The 14338-nt window shown below is 58.1% G+C and carries 13 protein-coding genes; 9 read left to right on the forward strand and 4 right to left on the reverse strand.

Annotated features, from left to right (window positions below; all coding sequences use genetic code 11):
* Positions 1 to 44 precede the first annotated feature (44 nt).
* Positions 45 to 1310: a 4-aminobutyrate transaminase gene (gene puuE / locus MMW58_RS18260; RefSeq protein WP_241721783.1), complete on the forward strand. Its 1266-nt coding sequence runs from the start codon at positions 45 to 47 to the stop codon at positions 1308 to 1310.
* A 29-nt stretch (positions 1311 to 1339) separates the two neighbouring features.
* Here puuE and MMW58_RS18265 read toward each other — a convergent pair whose 3' ends face one another.
* A complete protein-coding gene (locus MMW58_RS18265; RefSeq protein ID WP_241721784.1) occupies positions 1340 to 2305 on the reverse strand; it encodes a LysR substrate-binding domain-containing protein in 966 nt (321 codons plus the stop codon).
* An 82-nt stretch (positions 2306 to 2387) separates the two neighbouring features.
* Between MMW58_RS18265 and MMW58_RS18270 the strand changes: the two genes are divergently transcribed.
* On the forward strand, positions 2388 to 3473 hold the full coding sequence (locus MMW58_RS18270; RefSeq protein ID WP_241721785.1) for a tartrate dehydrogenase: 1086 nt from the start codon (positions 2388 to 2390) through the stop codon (positions 3471 to 3473).
* A 115-nt stretch (positions 3474 to 3588) separates the two neighbouring features.
* On the opposite strand, the gene ptsP is transcribed toward MMW58_RS18270, so the two are convergent.
* Positions 3589 to 6090 (reverse strand): phosphoenolpyruvate--protein phosphotransferase, encoded by a 2502-nt coding sequence (gene ptsP, locus MMW58_RS18275; protein ID WP_241721786.1) that lies wholly within the window; start codon positions 6088 to 6090, stop codon positions 3589 to 3591.
* Positions 6091 to 6399: 309 nt separating this feature from the next.
* On the opposite strand from ptsP, the gene MMW58_RS18280 reads away from it, so the two are divergent.
* The 5 genes from MMW58_RS18280 to MMW58_RS18300 are packed head-to-tail and all read left to right on the forward strand — an operon-like array spanning position 6400 to position 11361.
* Positions 6400 to 7476 (forward strand): PTS fructose transporter subunit EIIC, encoded by a 1077-nt coding sequence (locus tag MMW58_RS18280; RefSeq protein WP_095096164.1) that lies wholly within the window; start codon positions 6400 to 6402, stop codon positions 7474 to 7476.
* Between the two features lie 20 nt (positions 7477 to 7496).
* The gene (locus MMW58_RS18285) at positions 7497 to 7817 is read left to right on the forward strand and encodes a PTS fructose-like transporter subunit IIB (protein WP_095096162.1); all 321 of its coding nucleotides are present in this window, start codon (positions 7497 to 7499) and stop codon (positions 7815 to 7817) included.
* Positions 7818 to 7865: 48 nt separating this feature from the next.
* Entirely contained in the window at positions 7866 to 10163 is a 2298-nt protein-coding gene (locus MMW58_RS18290; RefSeq protein WP_159236484.1) for a formate C-acetyltransferase, read from the forward strand.
* Positions 10129 to 11004: a [formate-C-acetyltransferase]-activating enzyme gene (locus MMW58_RS18295; protein ID WP_241721787.1), complete on the forward strand. Its 876-nt coding sequence runs from the start codon at positions 10129 to 10131 to the stop codon at positions 11002 to 11004. Before MMW58_RS18290 ends, MMW58_RS18295 begins: the two co-directional genes overlap by 35 nt.
* 15 nt (positions 11005 to 11019) lie before the next feature.
* A complete protein-coding gene (locus MMW58_RS18300) occupies positions 11020 to 11361 on the forward strand; it encodes a PTS fructose-like transporter subunit IIB (RefSeq protein ID WP_095096154.1) in 342 nt (113 codons plus the stop codon).
* A 51-nt stretch (positions 11362 to 11412) separates the two neighbouring features.
* Here the strand turns inward: MMW58_RS18300 and MMW58_RS18305 are convergent, their stop codons facing one another.
* Entirely contained in the window at positions 11413 to 12180 is a 768-nt protein-coding gene (locus MMW58_RS18305) for a phytanoyl-CoA dioxygenase family protein (protein WP_095096152.1), read from the reverse strand.
* A gap of 114 nt (positions 12181 to 12294) precedes the next feature.
* Between MMW58_RS18305 and MMW58_RS18310 the strand changes: the two genes are divergently transcribed.
* Entirely contained in the window at positions 12295 to 12435 is a 141-nt protein-coding gene (locus MMW58_RS18310; protein ID WP_157349074.1) for a hypothetical protein, read from the forward strand.
* Positions 12432 to 13265 carry a helix-turn-helix transcriptional regulator gene (locus tag MMW58_RS18315; RefSeq protein WP_159236487.1) on the forward strand — a complete coding sequence of 278 codons (834 nt, stop codon included), beginning with the start codon at positions 12432 to 12434 and terminating at the stop codon, positions 13263 to 13265. The genes MMW58_RS18310 and MMW58_RS18315 overlap by 4 nt, the downstream gene beginning before the upstream one ends.
* A gap of 8 nt (positions 13266 to 13273) precedes the next feature.
* Here the strand turns inward: MMW58_RS18315 and MMW58_RS18320 are convergent, their stop codons facing one another.
* Positions 13274 to 14179 (reverse strand): GGDEF domain-containing protein, encoded by a 906-nt coding sequence (locus tag MMW58_RS18320; protein WP_159236488.1) that lies wholly within the window; start codon positions 14177 to 14179, stop codon positions 13274 to 13276.
* Positions 14180 to 14338: the final 159 nt, after the last annotated feature.

A 14338-nucleotide genomic window follows, 5' to 3' on the forward strand; every position in this document is an offset into this window, starting at 1 on the left:
TCCGCGCCGGTCAACGTCATCAACTTTGCTAAAAGGTGTTAAACATGAGCAACAGCGAATTTCATCAGCGTCGTCTTGCAGCGACCCCGCGCGGCGTGGGCGTGATGTGCAACTTCTTTGCCCAATCGGCGCAAAACGCCACCCTGACCGACGTTGAAGGTCGGGATTACATCGACTTTGCCGCCGGGATCGCCGTGCTGAATACCGGGCATCGTCATCCGGAGCTGGTCGCCGCCGTGCAGCAGCAGCTGCAGCAGTTTACCCATACCGCCTACCAGATTGTGCCCTACGAGAGCTACGTCGCGCTGGCAGAGAAGCTTAACGAGCTGGCGCCGGTGCGCGGCCCGGCCAAAACCGCCTTCTTTTCTACCGGCGCCGAAGCGGTAGAAAACGCGATTAAAATTGCCCGCGCCCATACCGGACGCCCCGGCGTTATCGCCTTTGGCGGCGGCTTCCACGGCCGTACCTACATGACGATGGCGCTGACCGGTAAAGTTGCGCCCTATAAGCTGGGCTTCGGGCCGTTCCCCGGCTCCGTCTACCACGTCCCCTATCCGTCGGCCCTGCACGGCATCACCACCCAGGACGCGCTGACCGCCATCGAGCGCCTGTTTAAGGCCGATATTGAAGCCAAACAGGTGGCGGCGATTATTTTTGAACCGGTACAGGGCGAAGGCGGCTTTAACGTCGCGCCGAAAGAGCTGGTCGCCGCCGTTCGCCGCCTCTGCGACGAGCACGGCATCGTGATGATTGCCGATGAGGTGCAGAGCGGCTTTGCCCGTACCGGTAAGCTGTTCGCGATGGATCACTATGTCGACAAGCCGGATCTGATGACCATGGCGAAGAGCCTGGCGGGCGGCATGCCGCTCTCCGGGGTGGTCGGCAACGCGCAGATTATGGACGCCCCGGCGCCGGGCGGATTAGGCGGCACCTATGCCGGTAACCCGCTGGCGGTGGCCGCCGCCCACGCGGTGCTTAACATCATTGATAAAGAGGGGCTGTGCGCCCGCGCCACCGCCCTCGGCGAGCGCCTGACGGCAAGCCTGGAAGAGGCAAAGGCCTGGTGTCCGGGGCTGGCGGAGGTACGCGGCGTGGGTTCGATGATTGCCGCCGAGTTCGTTGACCCGACAAGCGGCGAGCCTTCGCCGGCGCTGGCGCAGGAGATCCAGCGTCGGGCGCTGGAGCAGGGCCTGCTGCTGCTGACCTGCGGCCAGTACGGCAACGTGATACGCTTCCTCTATCCGCTGACCATCCCGGACGCGCAGTTCGCCAGCGCGATGGCCATTTTGCACAACGTGACCCGCCCGTAACGCCCTCGGCCGGCGGCCACCGCCGTCGGCTATTTCACCTCGCCGCTGACCATGCGCTGCTGCGGATCTTGCTGGGGATAGTGCTGCTGAAAATAGTGGCGCAAAAACTCCACGGTAGCGCGAATTTTAGCTGAGGTCGCCAGCCGCGACACGTATACCGCCCAGACGTTGGCGGGCTGGTAATAGTCCGGCAGCACGTGAACCAAATGGCCGCTGGCGATATTTTCATTCACGTCCCACCAGGAGCGTAAAGCGATCCCCTGACCGTCAAGGCACCACTGATGCACAATTTCGCCGTGGTTCGACGACAGCGGGCCGGTGACCTTAATCGCCCGTTCGCCCTCTTTACCCTGCAGCTGCCATACGCCGAAGGGCCGGTCGCGCTCTTTAATCACCAGGCACGGCAAGGCCGCCAGATCGCTAAGCTGTTTCGGCTGCGGGTGGCGCGCCAGGAAGGTCGGCGAGGCGCAGAGAATGCGCCGATTGCTCACCAGCCTGCGGGCAATCAGATTCGGGTCAATATCGTCCCCCACCCGAATATCTAAATCCACCCCTTCACTGACCAGATCCACCAGCCGGTCTTCAACATCGAAGCGCAGCTCCAGCTGGGGATACTGCCGGGAGAGCGCCGCCAGCGCGGGAGCCACCACCCGCCGGCCGAAGCCAAAGCTGCTGATAATGCGCAGCGTACCCTGCGGGACCTGACGGACGTCGGAGAGCTCGTCGAGCATCTGATCGACATCCTGCAAAATGCGCTGCGCCCATTCGTAGATCCGCTCGCCCTCTTCGGTAATGGCGACGCGCCGCGTGGTGCGGTGCAAAAGCGCCACGTGCAGGGTCTGTTCAAGCAGCGAGATTCGCTTGCTGACGAAGGCCGGAGAGACGCCCAGCTCTTCGGCGGCGGCGGCAAAACCGGCGCGGCGGGCAACCAGCATAAACACCCGGAGATCGTTAAGCAGCGGCAGATTATTCATAAAGTGTGTTTTATGTTTCACCAGTTGGCATGATTAATTATGAAGCAGTCAATTATAGGATAGAGGGGAAGTCAATTTCGCAGGCCAACAAATGAGAACCCGTATGAAGAAAACCTGGCGCATTGCCGCCATTCCCGGCGACGGTATTGGTAAGGAAGTTCTGCCCGAAGGTATTCGCGTGTTACAGGCCGCGGCCGAGCGCTGGGACCTGGCGCTCAGCTTTGAGCAGATTGACTGGGCGAGCTGCGACTACTATGCCCGCCACGGCAAAATGATGCCGGACGACTGGCATGCTCAGCTCAAAGAGTTCGACGCCATCTATTTCGGCGCCGTCGGCTGGCCCGATACCGTGCCGGATCACGTCTCCCTGTGGGGATCGCTGCTGAAGTTTCGCCGCGAGTTCGATCAGTACGTCAACCTGCGCCCGGTGCGCCTGTTCGCCGGCGTCCCCTGCCCGCTGGCGGGGAAAAAGGCCGGTGATATCGACTTCTACGTGGTGCGTGAGAATACCGAAGGCGAGTATTCGTCCCTCGGCGGGCGCGTGAACCCGGGCACCGAGCACGAGGTGGTGATCCAGGAGTCGGTGTTCACCCGCCGCGGCGTCGATCGCATTCTGCGCTACGCCTTTGAGCTGGCGCAGAGCCGGCCGCGCAGAACCCTGACCTCGGCGACCAAGTCCAACGGTCTGGCCATCAGCATGCCTTACTGGGACGAGCGGGTTGAGGCGATGGCGCAGGGCTACCCGGAGATCCGCTGGGACAAGCAGCATATCGATATTCTCTGCGCCCGCTTCGTGCTGCAGCCCGAGCGCTTTGACGTGGTGGTCGCTTCCAATCTGTTTGGCGATATTCTCTCCGATCTCGGCCCGGCCTGTACCGGCACCATCGGTATCGCGCCTTCGGCAAACCTCAACCCGGAGCGCACTTTCCCCTCGCTGTTTGAACCGGTCCACGGCTCGGCGCCGGATATTTACGGTAAAAATATCGCCAACCCGATAGCGACTATCTGGGCCGGGGCGATGATGCTTGATTTCCTCGGGGCGGGCGACGCGCGCTACGAAGCGGCGCACGGCGGTATTCTGGCAGCGATTGAGCAGGTTATCGCCAGCGGGCCAAAAACGCCGGATATGCAGGGCTCGGCCTCGACTCAGCAGGTCAGCGAGGCGATTTGTCAGGCCATTCTGCGTTAAGTGCAGCAGATAAAATAGATGCCGCGTCGCTGACGCGGCCTGTCCCTCGAAGACGCCGGGCTCTGGTATCTGCTTTTTTCCGTTCCCTAGCCGGGACCGCAGAGTCCGTAGCGCTTTACAGTTCGAGTTCGCGGTGTAGCAGTTCAGCAATAGCTTCGCTGCTCTGCGCCGTGACCAGCGAGTTTCTGAACGCTTCATGCATAATGCGCCGCGCCAGTCGGGAGAAAATTCGCATATGCTGGTCGCCGGCGGCGTGCTTATTCAGCGTCAGCATAATGACAAACTGCACCTCGTCCTCTCCCCACGCCACCGGCTCAGCCAGGCGGGCAACGCTGATGGTGGATTGTTCGATATGTTCCGACTTGCTGTGTGGAATGGCGAAACTGAAGCCCAACCCGGTGGAGAACACCGCCTCCCGCGCCCAGAGATCGGCCTCCAGCTTGCGCGGATACCGGCAGCGGCCCGCCAGCAGAAGGTTGTCAGTCATGCCTTTAATCACCTCCTCTTTGCTGCGCCAGTCGCTGTTCAGGGTGATGCATTGGCTGGCGATCAGCGGGGCGTCCTGCTGGGTCATACGGAACTGGGCCAGCAGATGCTCCACTTCCAGCGAGGTTCGGCACTGCATCGCCTGGTTCAGCAGCTGGCGACACGCCCGGCTGTCGAGCTGCGCCAGGCGCGATTTAGCTGCCGGAATTGACGGCGAGCTCATGCTCAGCTCATCCATTCCGAGGCCGACCAGCAGCGGCAAAACGGAGCCCTTCGCGCCCAGCTCGCCGCAAAGACCGATCCACTTTCCCTGGCGATGCACGGCCTGAACCGCGTAGTCCAGCGCGCGTAAAAAAGCGGGGTTGAGGCTGTTATAGTGGCGCGTCACCTTCGCGTTATCGCGGTCTACCGCCAGCAAATATTGCGTCAGGTCATTACTCCCGATACTAAAGAAATCGACCTCTTCGCAGCACTGATCGATGATAAACATCACCGACGGCACCTCCAGCATGATGCCGAGCGGGATCTTCTCATCAAACGGGATATGCTCGTCGCGCAGCGATTGCCTGGCTTCCGCCAGCCGATCTTTCACCCATAGAATCTCCTCCATCGACGAAATCATCGGGATCATGATTTTCAGCGAACCGTGCGCGGAGGCGCGCAGAATGGCCCTGAGCTGGGTATGAAACAGCGCCTGATACTCTTCATAAATCCGCACCGCGCGGTAGCCGAGGAACGGATTGTTTTCAGCCGGAATATTCAGATAGGGCACCGGCTTATCTCCGCCGATATCCATCGTGCGGATGATAATGCTGCGCCCACAGGCCGGCTCCAGCGCCTGGCAGAAAATATTATAGAGCTCGGACTCGGACGGCGCGCCGGGCCGGTCCATATACAGCATTTCGGTGCGGAACAAACCCACCGATTGTGCCCCGTTATTGAATGCCACAGCGGCTTCAACGGAGTGCGCGATATTTGCCGCCACCTCCAGACGCAGGCCGTCTTTGGTCTGCCCTTCCTTATCCAGCCACGCCTGCTGCTGGCTATGCACCTGCGCCTGAACCCAGGCCTCCTGCTGATAATAGCGCGCGACCGCCTCATCGGGATTGACCACCAGCAGCCCGGCGTTGCCGTCGATATGCACCGCCTGGCCGACCCAGGGGAGCAGCGCGTCCATATCGACGCCAACCAGCGTGGGAATATTAAACGAACGCGCCAGAATCACGGTATGCGAGGTGGTCCCGCCGCTGCGCAGCAGCAGGCCTTTGAGCAGGGTCTTGTCCAGTTCAAGAAACTGGCCGGGCGTTAGCTCTTCTGCCAGACAAACAGACGGCGCGTTGAGCTGACCCGGCGCCGAAAAACGGGCCTCGCCGTAGATATGCTGCAGCAGCTGAAAGCAGATATCGCGGACGTCGAGCACCCTTTCCTGCAGGTAGCTATTCGCGGATTCGCTAAACCGGGAGCAGAAGTGCTCGCCGCTGGCAACAACCGCCTGCGCGCAGCTCAATCCGCCAAGCAGCCCGTCGAGCAGATGCTGGCGCAAGGAGGCATCGGTCGCCAGAGAACGATGCGCTTCAAGGATGGCGCCGGCGGTACCGTCGTTGTCCAGCAGGCGGAATTCGATATTCCTGACCAGGAGCAGCAATCCCTTATCCAGCAGCGCCTGCTCCTCTTCGATACTGCCGGCAGCGGGCAGCGGCCCGAGGTCGCTAAGCTCAAGGGATTTCAGATGACTGAGCCTGCCTCCCGCGCTCCCTCCACAGACGGGCTGGCCGCGAAAGAGCGTCGGGTTGAGGCGGGAAAGCGATTCAGGGACCGGCTGCACGTCCATGCTGTTTACCATTGCCAGCGGCGTATCACAGTGCGGAAACTCCTCCACAATAAACGTCGACAGCGCGGCAAACGCCTGCTGCTCGTCATCGCCGCAGATGATTAACTGGCACTCGTCCCCCTTAATCGTATCGGTACCGATGATCGCCAGCGCGCTTTTCGCATTCCCGCGCCTTCCGCTGCGCGTATTCAGCCAGTCAACGGTGGACGAAAAGGTATTACAGCGCGTTTCGACCAGACTGGCCGGGCGGGCGTGAACGCCATTCGACAAATCGCATATGAATTTAATGACCAGAGCCATCGCCTTTCTCCTGAGCAATACGTTAGTTACCCAAAAGGTAAAGAAAGAACCCTGACGGCACTACGCGAAATAACTCTTAATTACTGGACTATTGTACACAGTATTCTTTTTCATGCCCGCGGTCACAAATGCGGCGTATAAATTGGTTTTATACCCGCCAGCGCTAAGATTTGAGGTGGATCGCAATTTTATTCTCACCTTACAAATATCCAGTAAATGCACTTTTTCTCTTCTATTTTCTGTACCGCCATTTTCCTACTGTTGAGACATCAATACCGTCACGAGCGAGAGCACGCTCAGGAGCAAGCAATGAACGAACTGGTGCAAATACTAAAAAATACACGCCAGCATCTCATGACCGGCGTTTCACATATGATCCCCTTCGTGGTCTCCGGCGGCATCCTGCTCGCCATCTCCGTCATGCTGTACGGCAAGGGCGCGGTCCCGGACGTCGCGACCGATCCGAATCTGAAAAAACTGTTTGATATTGGCGTCGCCGGTTTGACGCTGATGGTGCCCTTTCTGGCGGCGTATATCGGCTACTCCATTGCGGACCGCGCGGCTCTGGCGCCCTGCGCCATCGGGGCGTGGGTAGGCAACAGCTTTGGCGCCGGCTTCTTTGGCGCGCTGATCGCCGGGATGATCGGCGGTCTGGTGGTCTATTACCTCAAGAAGATCCCGGTCCACAAGGTGCTGCGCTCGGTGATGCCCATTTTTGTCATCCCGATCGTCGGCACCTTTATTACCGCCGGGATCATGATGTGGGGTTTAGGCGAGCCCGTCGGTGCGCTGACCGCCAGCCTCACCGGATGGCTCCAGGGAATGCGCGAGGGCAGTATTGTCCTGCTCGCCATCATTATGGGCCTGATGCTGGCCTTCGACATGGGCGGCCCGGTGAATAAAGTGGCTTACGCCTTTATGCTGATTTGCGTCTCCCAGGGCATTTACAGCGTCGTGGCGATTGCCGCCGTCGGTATCGCCGTTCCGCCGCTTGGCATGGGGCTGGCAACGCTTGTCGGTCGCAAATATTTCAGCGCCGAAGAGCGTGAGACCGGCAAAGCCGCGCTGGTGATGGGCTGCGTAGGCGTCTCAGAAGGCGCCATCCCCTTTGCCGCCGCCGACCCGCTGCGGGTGATCCCCTCAATTATGATTGGCGCCGCCAGCGGCTGCGTCACCACCGCCCTGCTCGGCGTGCAGTGCTATGCCGGCTGGGGCGGGCTAATCGTGCTGCCGGTCGTGCAGGGTAAAGGCGGATTTATCGCTGGCCTGCTGGTCGGCGCATGCGTCGCCGCCGCCTGCGTCATTACTCTTAAAGCGCTGACAAAAAAGAAAACGCCGGCCGCTAAAGCCGATGACGAGCTGGATCTTGATTTCGAAATTAACTGAGAAGCAGAGAGGATAATTCTATGACCCACATTATTGCCGTCACCGCCTGCCCGTCGGGAGTAGCGCATACCTATATGGCCGCCGAGTCGCTGGAGAGCGCCGCCAAAGCGAAAGGCTGGCAGATAAAAGTCGAGACCCAGGGCTCTATCGGGATCGAAAACGAACTGACGGCGGAGGATGTCGCCCGCGCCGATATGGTCATCCTGACCAAGGATATCGGCATCAAGTTTGAAGAGCGCTTTTCCGGTAAAACCATCGTCCGCGTCAATATCAGCGATGCGGTGAAACGCGCGGAGGCCATCATGCAAAAAATCGACGGCCATCTTGCACAGAAAGCCTGAACAGAGCGGAGCGCCCTGGCGCTCCGCCGGACTAACATGGAGTTTGTCATGACGAATCGTACTCAACGCTTAAAAGACAGTTTGTTCGCCCAGCCGCGGGAGATCTCGCTTGAGCGGGCGCTGCTGTATACCGCAAGCCACAAACAGACGGCGGGTGAGCCGGTGCTATTACGCCGGGCGAAAGCCACCGCGTGGATCCTTGACCATGTGCAGATCTCGATTCGTGAGGATGAACTCATTGTGGGCAACCGCACGGTCAAGCCGCGAGCCGGGATCGTCTCCCCGGAAATGGACCCTTACTGGTTACTGAACGAACTGGACAGCTTCGCCTCTCGCCCCCAGGATCGTTTTGTCATCAGCGAAGAAGATAAACGCATTTACCGCGAAGCGCTGTTTCCTTACTGGGAAAAGCGCTCGATGAAAGACTTTATTAACGCCCGGATGACCGATGAGGTCAAAGCGGCCGTCAGCACCCAGATTTTCAGCGTCAACCAGACCGATAAGGGCCAGGGCCATATCATTATCGACTACCCCCGGCTGCTCAATAATGGCCTCGCGGCCCTGGTTGCAGAACTACGGGCGGCGGCCGAAAGCGCGCCAGGCAACCACTTCTATCAGGCCGCGCTGATTCTGCTGGAGGCCTCGCAGCGGCACATTCTGCGCTATGCGCTGCTGGCCGAGGAGATGGCCGCCGCCTGCAGCGACGCTAAGCGGCGTCAGGAGCTCGCCGCAATCGCCGCGATCTCCCGGCATAACGCGGTTCATCGCCCGGAGGATTTCTACCAGGCCTGTCAGCTGTTCTGGCATATGAATATTATTTTGCAGCATGAATCTAACGCCAGCTCCCTCTCGCTGGGGCGCTTCGACCAGTACATGCTGCCGTTCTATCAGACATCGTTAAATCGGGGCCAGGACCCGGCTTTCCTGCAGGAACTGCTGGAGTCATTGTGGGTCAAGTGCAACGATATCGTCCTGCTGCGCTCGTCAAGCAGCGCTCGCTATTTTGCCGGCTTCCCGACCGGCTATACCGCGTTGCTCGGCGGGCTGAGCGAGACCGGACGCAGCGCGGTGAACGTACTCTCGTTTCTGGCTCTTGATGCGTATCAGAAAGTCCGGCTACCGCAGCCTAATCTTGGCGTCCGCGTCAATGAGCTGATCGACCGTCCGTTCCTGCGCAAGACCGCAGAAACGATCCGCCTGGGTACCGGTATCCCGCAGGTCTTTAATGATGAAGTCGTAATTCCGGCGTTTTTGAATCGCGGGGTATCGCTTGAGGATGCTCGCGACTACGCCGTCGTCGGCTGCGTTGAGCTGTCGATCCCCGGGCGAACATACGGGCTGCACGATATTGCGATGTTTAACCTGCTCAAGGTGATGGAGATCGTAATCCTGGAGAATGAAGGCAATCCCGACGTGAGCTGGAACGGGCTGCTCAACCAAATCCGCGAAAAAATTCGCTACTACATCAAGCTGATGATTAACGGCAGCAATATTTGCGATATCGGCCATCGCGACCAGGCGCCGGTTCCCCTGCTGTCCTCTTTTATTCTGGACTGTATTGAACGCGGTAAAGATATCACCGAGGGCGGAGCGCGCTATAACTTCTCCGGCGTGCAGGGCATTGGTATCGCCAACCTCAGCGACTCTTTGCATGCGCTTAAGGGAATGGTGTTCGAGCAGCAGCGGATGAGTTTTGATGAGCTCATTCAGGTTCTTAAGGCCAACTTCAAAACTCCGGAAGGGGAAAAGATCCGCGCGCGGCTGATTAACCGTTTTGAAAAATATGGCAATGATATCGATGAAGTCGACAATATCAGCGCCGATTTACTGCGTTTTTACTGTAAAGAAGTCGAGCAGTATCTCAACCCGCGCGGCGGACATTTCACGCCGGGTTCCTACACCGTCTCAGCGCACGTGCCCCTGGGGTCAGTGGTCGGCGCAACGCCCGACGGTCGTCTGGCCGGCGATCAGCTAGCCGACGGCGGGCTTTCGCCAATGGTCGGCCAGGACTCTCAAGGGCCGACGGCGGTACTAAAATCCGTCAGCAAGCTGGATAACTATCTTTTATCCAACGGTACGCTGCTTAACGTGAAGTTTACGCCGGCTACCCTTGCCGGTGACGGCGGCCTCAATAAGCTGGCTGACTTTTTGCAGGCATTCAGCAAGCTCAAGCTTCAGCATATCCAGTTCAACGTGGTCAATGCCGATACCCTGCGCGAAGCGCAGCAGCGTCCCCAGGATTTCGCAGGCCTGGTGGTGCGCGTAGCGGGTTACAGCGCCTTCTTTGTCGAGCTATCAAAGGAGATTCAGGATGACATTATCCACCGCACCGCGCATCAGCTGTGAGGTTCTGGAGACGCGCGCCGATCGGGCGCGCATTTTTAACATCCAGCGCTACTCGCTGAACGATGGCCTGGGGATCAGGACAGTGGTCTTTTTTAAAGGCTGCCCGCACGTCTGTCCGTGGTGCGCCAACCCGGAATCTATCTCCACTAAAATAGAGACCGTACGCCGGGAGAGCAAATGCCTGCGCTGTACGCGCTGCCAGCAGGATGTCGAAGAGTGCCCCTCCGGCGCATGGGAGCAAATCGGCCGCGACGTGACGCTGAATAATTTAGTTAAGGAAGTCCTCAAGGATGACGTTTTCTTTCGCGCCTCCGGCGGCGGCGTCACCTTGTCAGGCGGCGAAGTATTAATGCAGGCCGGGTTTGCAACCCGCTTCCTGCAAACCTTACGCCAGCTGGGAATACGCACGGCGATTGAAACGGCCGGCGACGCGGCGTTCAGCCACTTTTACCCGCTCGCCAGGCAGTGCGATGAGGTGCTGTTCGATCTGAAAATCATGGATACCGGTCGCGCGCAGGCTCAGCTGCGGATCGATGTACCGCGGGTGCTAGATAATTTCAGCAGGCTGGTGGACAAGCGCATTCGGGTTATTCCCAGGGTACCGCTCATTCCCGGGTATACGCTTAGCGAAGAGAATTTCCGGCAAATCCTGGCGTTTCTGGCGCCATTTAAGCTTCCTGAAATACATCTTCTACCGTTCCATCAATATGGCGAGCCTAAATACGCGCTGCTCGGCAGGAAGTGGTCGATGGCGACAATTAAGGCCCCGGACGCGTCACAGATTGAGCCATTCAGGATTATGGCTGAGAAAGCGGGTTTTCGCGTCACCATCGGCGGTTAGCGCCTGGAGGAGAATATGGAACTGAATATCGTAGCGGTGACCGCCTGCGTCAGCGGCGTGGCGCACACCTATATGGCGGCGGAACGTCTGGTCAAAGTCGCGCACCATGAAAAATGGCATATGAAAATTGAAACCCAGGGCGCATTAGGCGTTGAGAATAAGATTACCCCTGACGAAATTACCCACGCCGACGTGGTGCTGCTGGTGACAGATATTGAAATCGACGATGCGCAAAGGTTTATCGGCGTACGGACCATTAAAACCAGCATCAAAACTTTTTTACTTCAGCCGCAGCAGGTTATCGAGGCGGTGAAGTGCATCATGAAAAAACCGGTCGTCTATCTGGATATTCCCTGACCTTTCCTTCAGCAAAGGGCGGCTCCCCTGAACCGCCCTTACTTCGCTGGCCTACTTCACATCAAGCAACCATTTTTGCGCCGGCGTCAGACGACTTGCCGTTTCAGGCCTGAGCCAGCGCTGCTGGTCCTGCTGCGGCGTATCTTGCCTGTCGATATAGAGACCGTGCAGCACGCGCCTTCTGCTGCCGATGTGATTGCAGGTGCCGCCGTGCCAGGTATGGGCGTTATAAATCATCACGCTTCCCGCTGGCGCGGCAAACACCACCTCGTCAGGATGCGGCAGCTCGGGGTCCTCCAGCACGTCCTCCGGCAGTTCCGGCCGCAGATGAGTGCCGGGAATAATGCGCGGCGCGCCATTTTCGGCGCTTAAATCGTCAATAGCCCAAATCGTATTTACCAGATGTACTTTCGGAAAATCCGGTCGCGGCTTTTTCCAGTCGGCATGCAGCGGCTGGCTGCCGCCGTTGAGCAACGCTTCCCGCGCATTGAGGCTGGAAATCTTAAAATCGCCCTGAAAAATATACCGACAGGCAGAGAGGATCAGCGGATGAGCCCAGACTTTCTCCCAAATCACGCCCTTGTTAATCAGGTTGGCAATACGGGTCGCCGTCGCTTCCTGATGGTGTTCGATGGCGAGATTATCCCCCTCTTTCTCAACGATCTCGTCGATAAGGTCCCGCATCGCCTCCAGCCATTGCGGGTCGGCGACGCCATGCACCACGGTGTAGCCGAGGGTATTCAGCTCCTCTTTCATCTTTTCGGTGAGCGCAATATTGGCGCCAAGCGCATCCAGATATACGGCAGACTGATGTTCCATATTTATTTCCTTTAACCTTTCGATAACACGAAATAAACTTTAAACGGCGGCCGACTGAAATACATGAGGCTATTCCTACGAAAAACTGGATATCCGTACGCGGGGGAGCAAACTGTGATTGCCATCAAAATCTCCGCATCCGCTGCCGTCCGCGGCGAAGCCGGCGCGCTGCAAGGTGATCCAACCGCGTCATTTATTTATAAAATAGTTTATAATCAAAAGGATAATAGCTATCTTTCGGGGTTTAGAGGATGATTGCGGATCTGCCTGAAATTCTACATCGCCTGGTCAATCAGCAGGATACGCTGCAGGTCAGATTCCCGGAGCCGGACGTATCGGTCCCTGAGCTGGCCTATAAAGTGCCCTTCCCTCGGCTGGAAATTGTCCTGAATGGCGAGCTTAAAGAGCGCGGTTTGCCGCTGTCTGATAGCCAGCTAACGCTATCGCAGGTGCTGTACGTGCAGGCAGGTAAATGGACGCTACCGGAGTGGACCGGCCCGGCTTCTACGCTGAGTATCCTGTTCGGTAGGCAAAAGCTGGGATTCTGCATCCAGCGCTGGGATGGCAAGCAGCTGCACACGGAGAAGCAGAACGTCGCCCGACTGGGGCCTCGCGTCGGATCGTATTTGCTGTTAGCGCTGAATGAGATCTGCCTTCAGCCGGACCCGGTCACCGCCAGGCTGGTGGTGTCTGCACTATTAAACCATTGTCTTGAGCAGCTCGTCGGCCTTGAGATGCAGGTCAGCCGGAGCCGCGATCTGTTTTTGGCCGTCCAGGATTTTCTGGAGGACAATCTCAGCCAGCCCTTAACCCGGGAGTCGGTGGCAAAACGTTTCCATATTACCCCCAACTACCTCTCGCATATATTCCAGAAATCGGGCTCCGTTGGGTTCAACGAATATCTGACCAGCGTTCGGCTGGAAAAAGCCAAAAAGCTGCTGCGCGGCTATGATTTAAAGGTCAAAGAGATCGCCCATAACTGCGGCTTCGTTGACAGCAACTATTTTTGCCGGGTCTTTAAACGCTACACCGAGCGCTCTCCTTCAGAATATCGTCGCCACTGCCGCAGCGCGCAGCAGGCGTAATTTCCGCCTCACTCAGCGGCCCACTCCACCCGGCCGCGGCCGCTGTTTTTCGCCTTATAGAGCGCTTCATCTACTTTCTTGATAAACGCATCCTGCGGCTCATCGCGCCCGCGCATGCCGACGCCAATGCTCACCGACAGCGGATAGTCGCTATTAATCAGGATGGTGCGGACGTTCTCCAGAATCGACTGCGCCAGGCTGCGCACCTCTTCAGGCGACATCCCGTCAACGATAATGGCGAACTCTTCGCCGCCAATCCTCGCCGGCTGTATTTTATCGCTGGTTAATTTTGCCAGCTGCTTGCCGAGCGCAAACAGCACCTCATCGCCCATCAGGTGGCCGTAGGTGTCATTTATTTTCTTGAAGAAGTCGATATCGAGAATCATCAGCGCCAGCTGGTGGCCCTGCTTTTCGCGAATGGTATCGATAAAAAAGCGCCGGTTGGGCAGCTGGGTTAACTCATCCTTCAGCGATTGCGAGCGCGCGTCGACGTAGAGGATGTTAATGCGATCGATAATTTTGTAGATCCCGATAGTGGTCAGGAGCATGCCGGACAGGCGCAGCAGATCTTCGCAGTAGTAGCCCATCCATCGCGGCTGGACGAAAATCTCATCCATTAAATCGAAGGTGCCGCCGGCGATCCACAGCAGCAGCCCGTAGCGCACCCAGTTCACCGCCACGTGGCTCATTCTGACTTTTGCCGAATTCCACAGCATAAATACCAGAAACAGCAGGGCCAGCAGATCGATATAGAGTCCGGAGTTGGTAAATATCACGTTCCAGGGGCCTAAGGGTTTTGAGATGAAAATACAGAGCGCCGATACGGCGATAATCACCAATAGCGCGGGCAGCAGGTTGGCCCGGGAAGCGACCAGCGGGGCCTTGGGAGGCAAATGTTTTTGTAAATCAGGCATTGGCATGTCTCTCAAACAACGTTGTCTCTCTCAAAACGCAGCATACCAGCCTGATGAGATTCGGCACATCAAAAAACCCGCACTGCGGCAGCGTAAATCAGGGGCACTAAGGGGGGAACCAACGGTGGAGGAAGAGAGTGGACTGACCCCGCGGAATTT

Source organism: Klebsiella sp. HC6 (assembly GCF_022605325.1).
GTDB classification, from domain to species: Bacteria; Pseudomonadota; Gammaproteobacteria; order Enterobacterales; family Enterobacteriaceae; genus Klebsiella; species Klebsiella terrigena.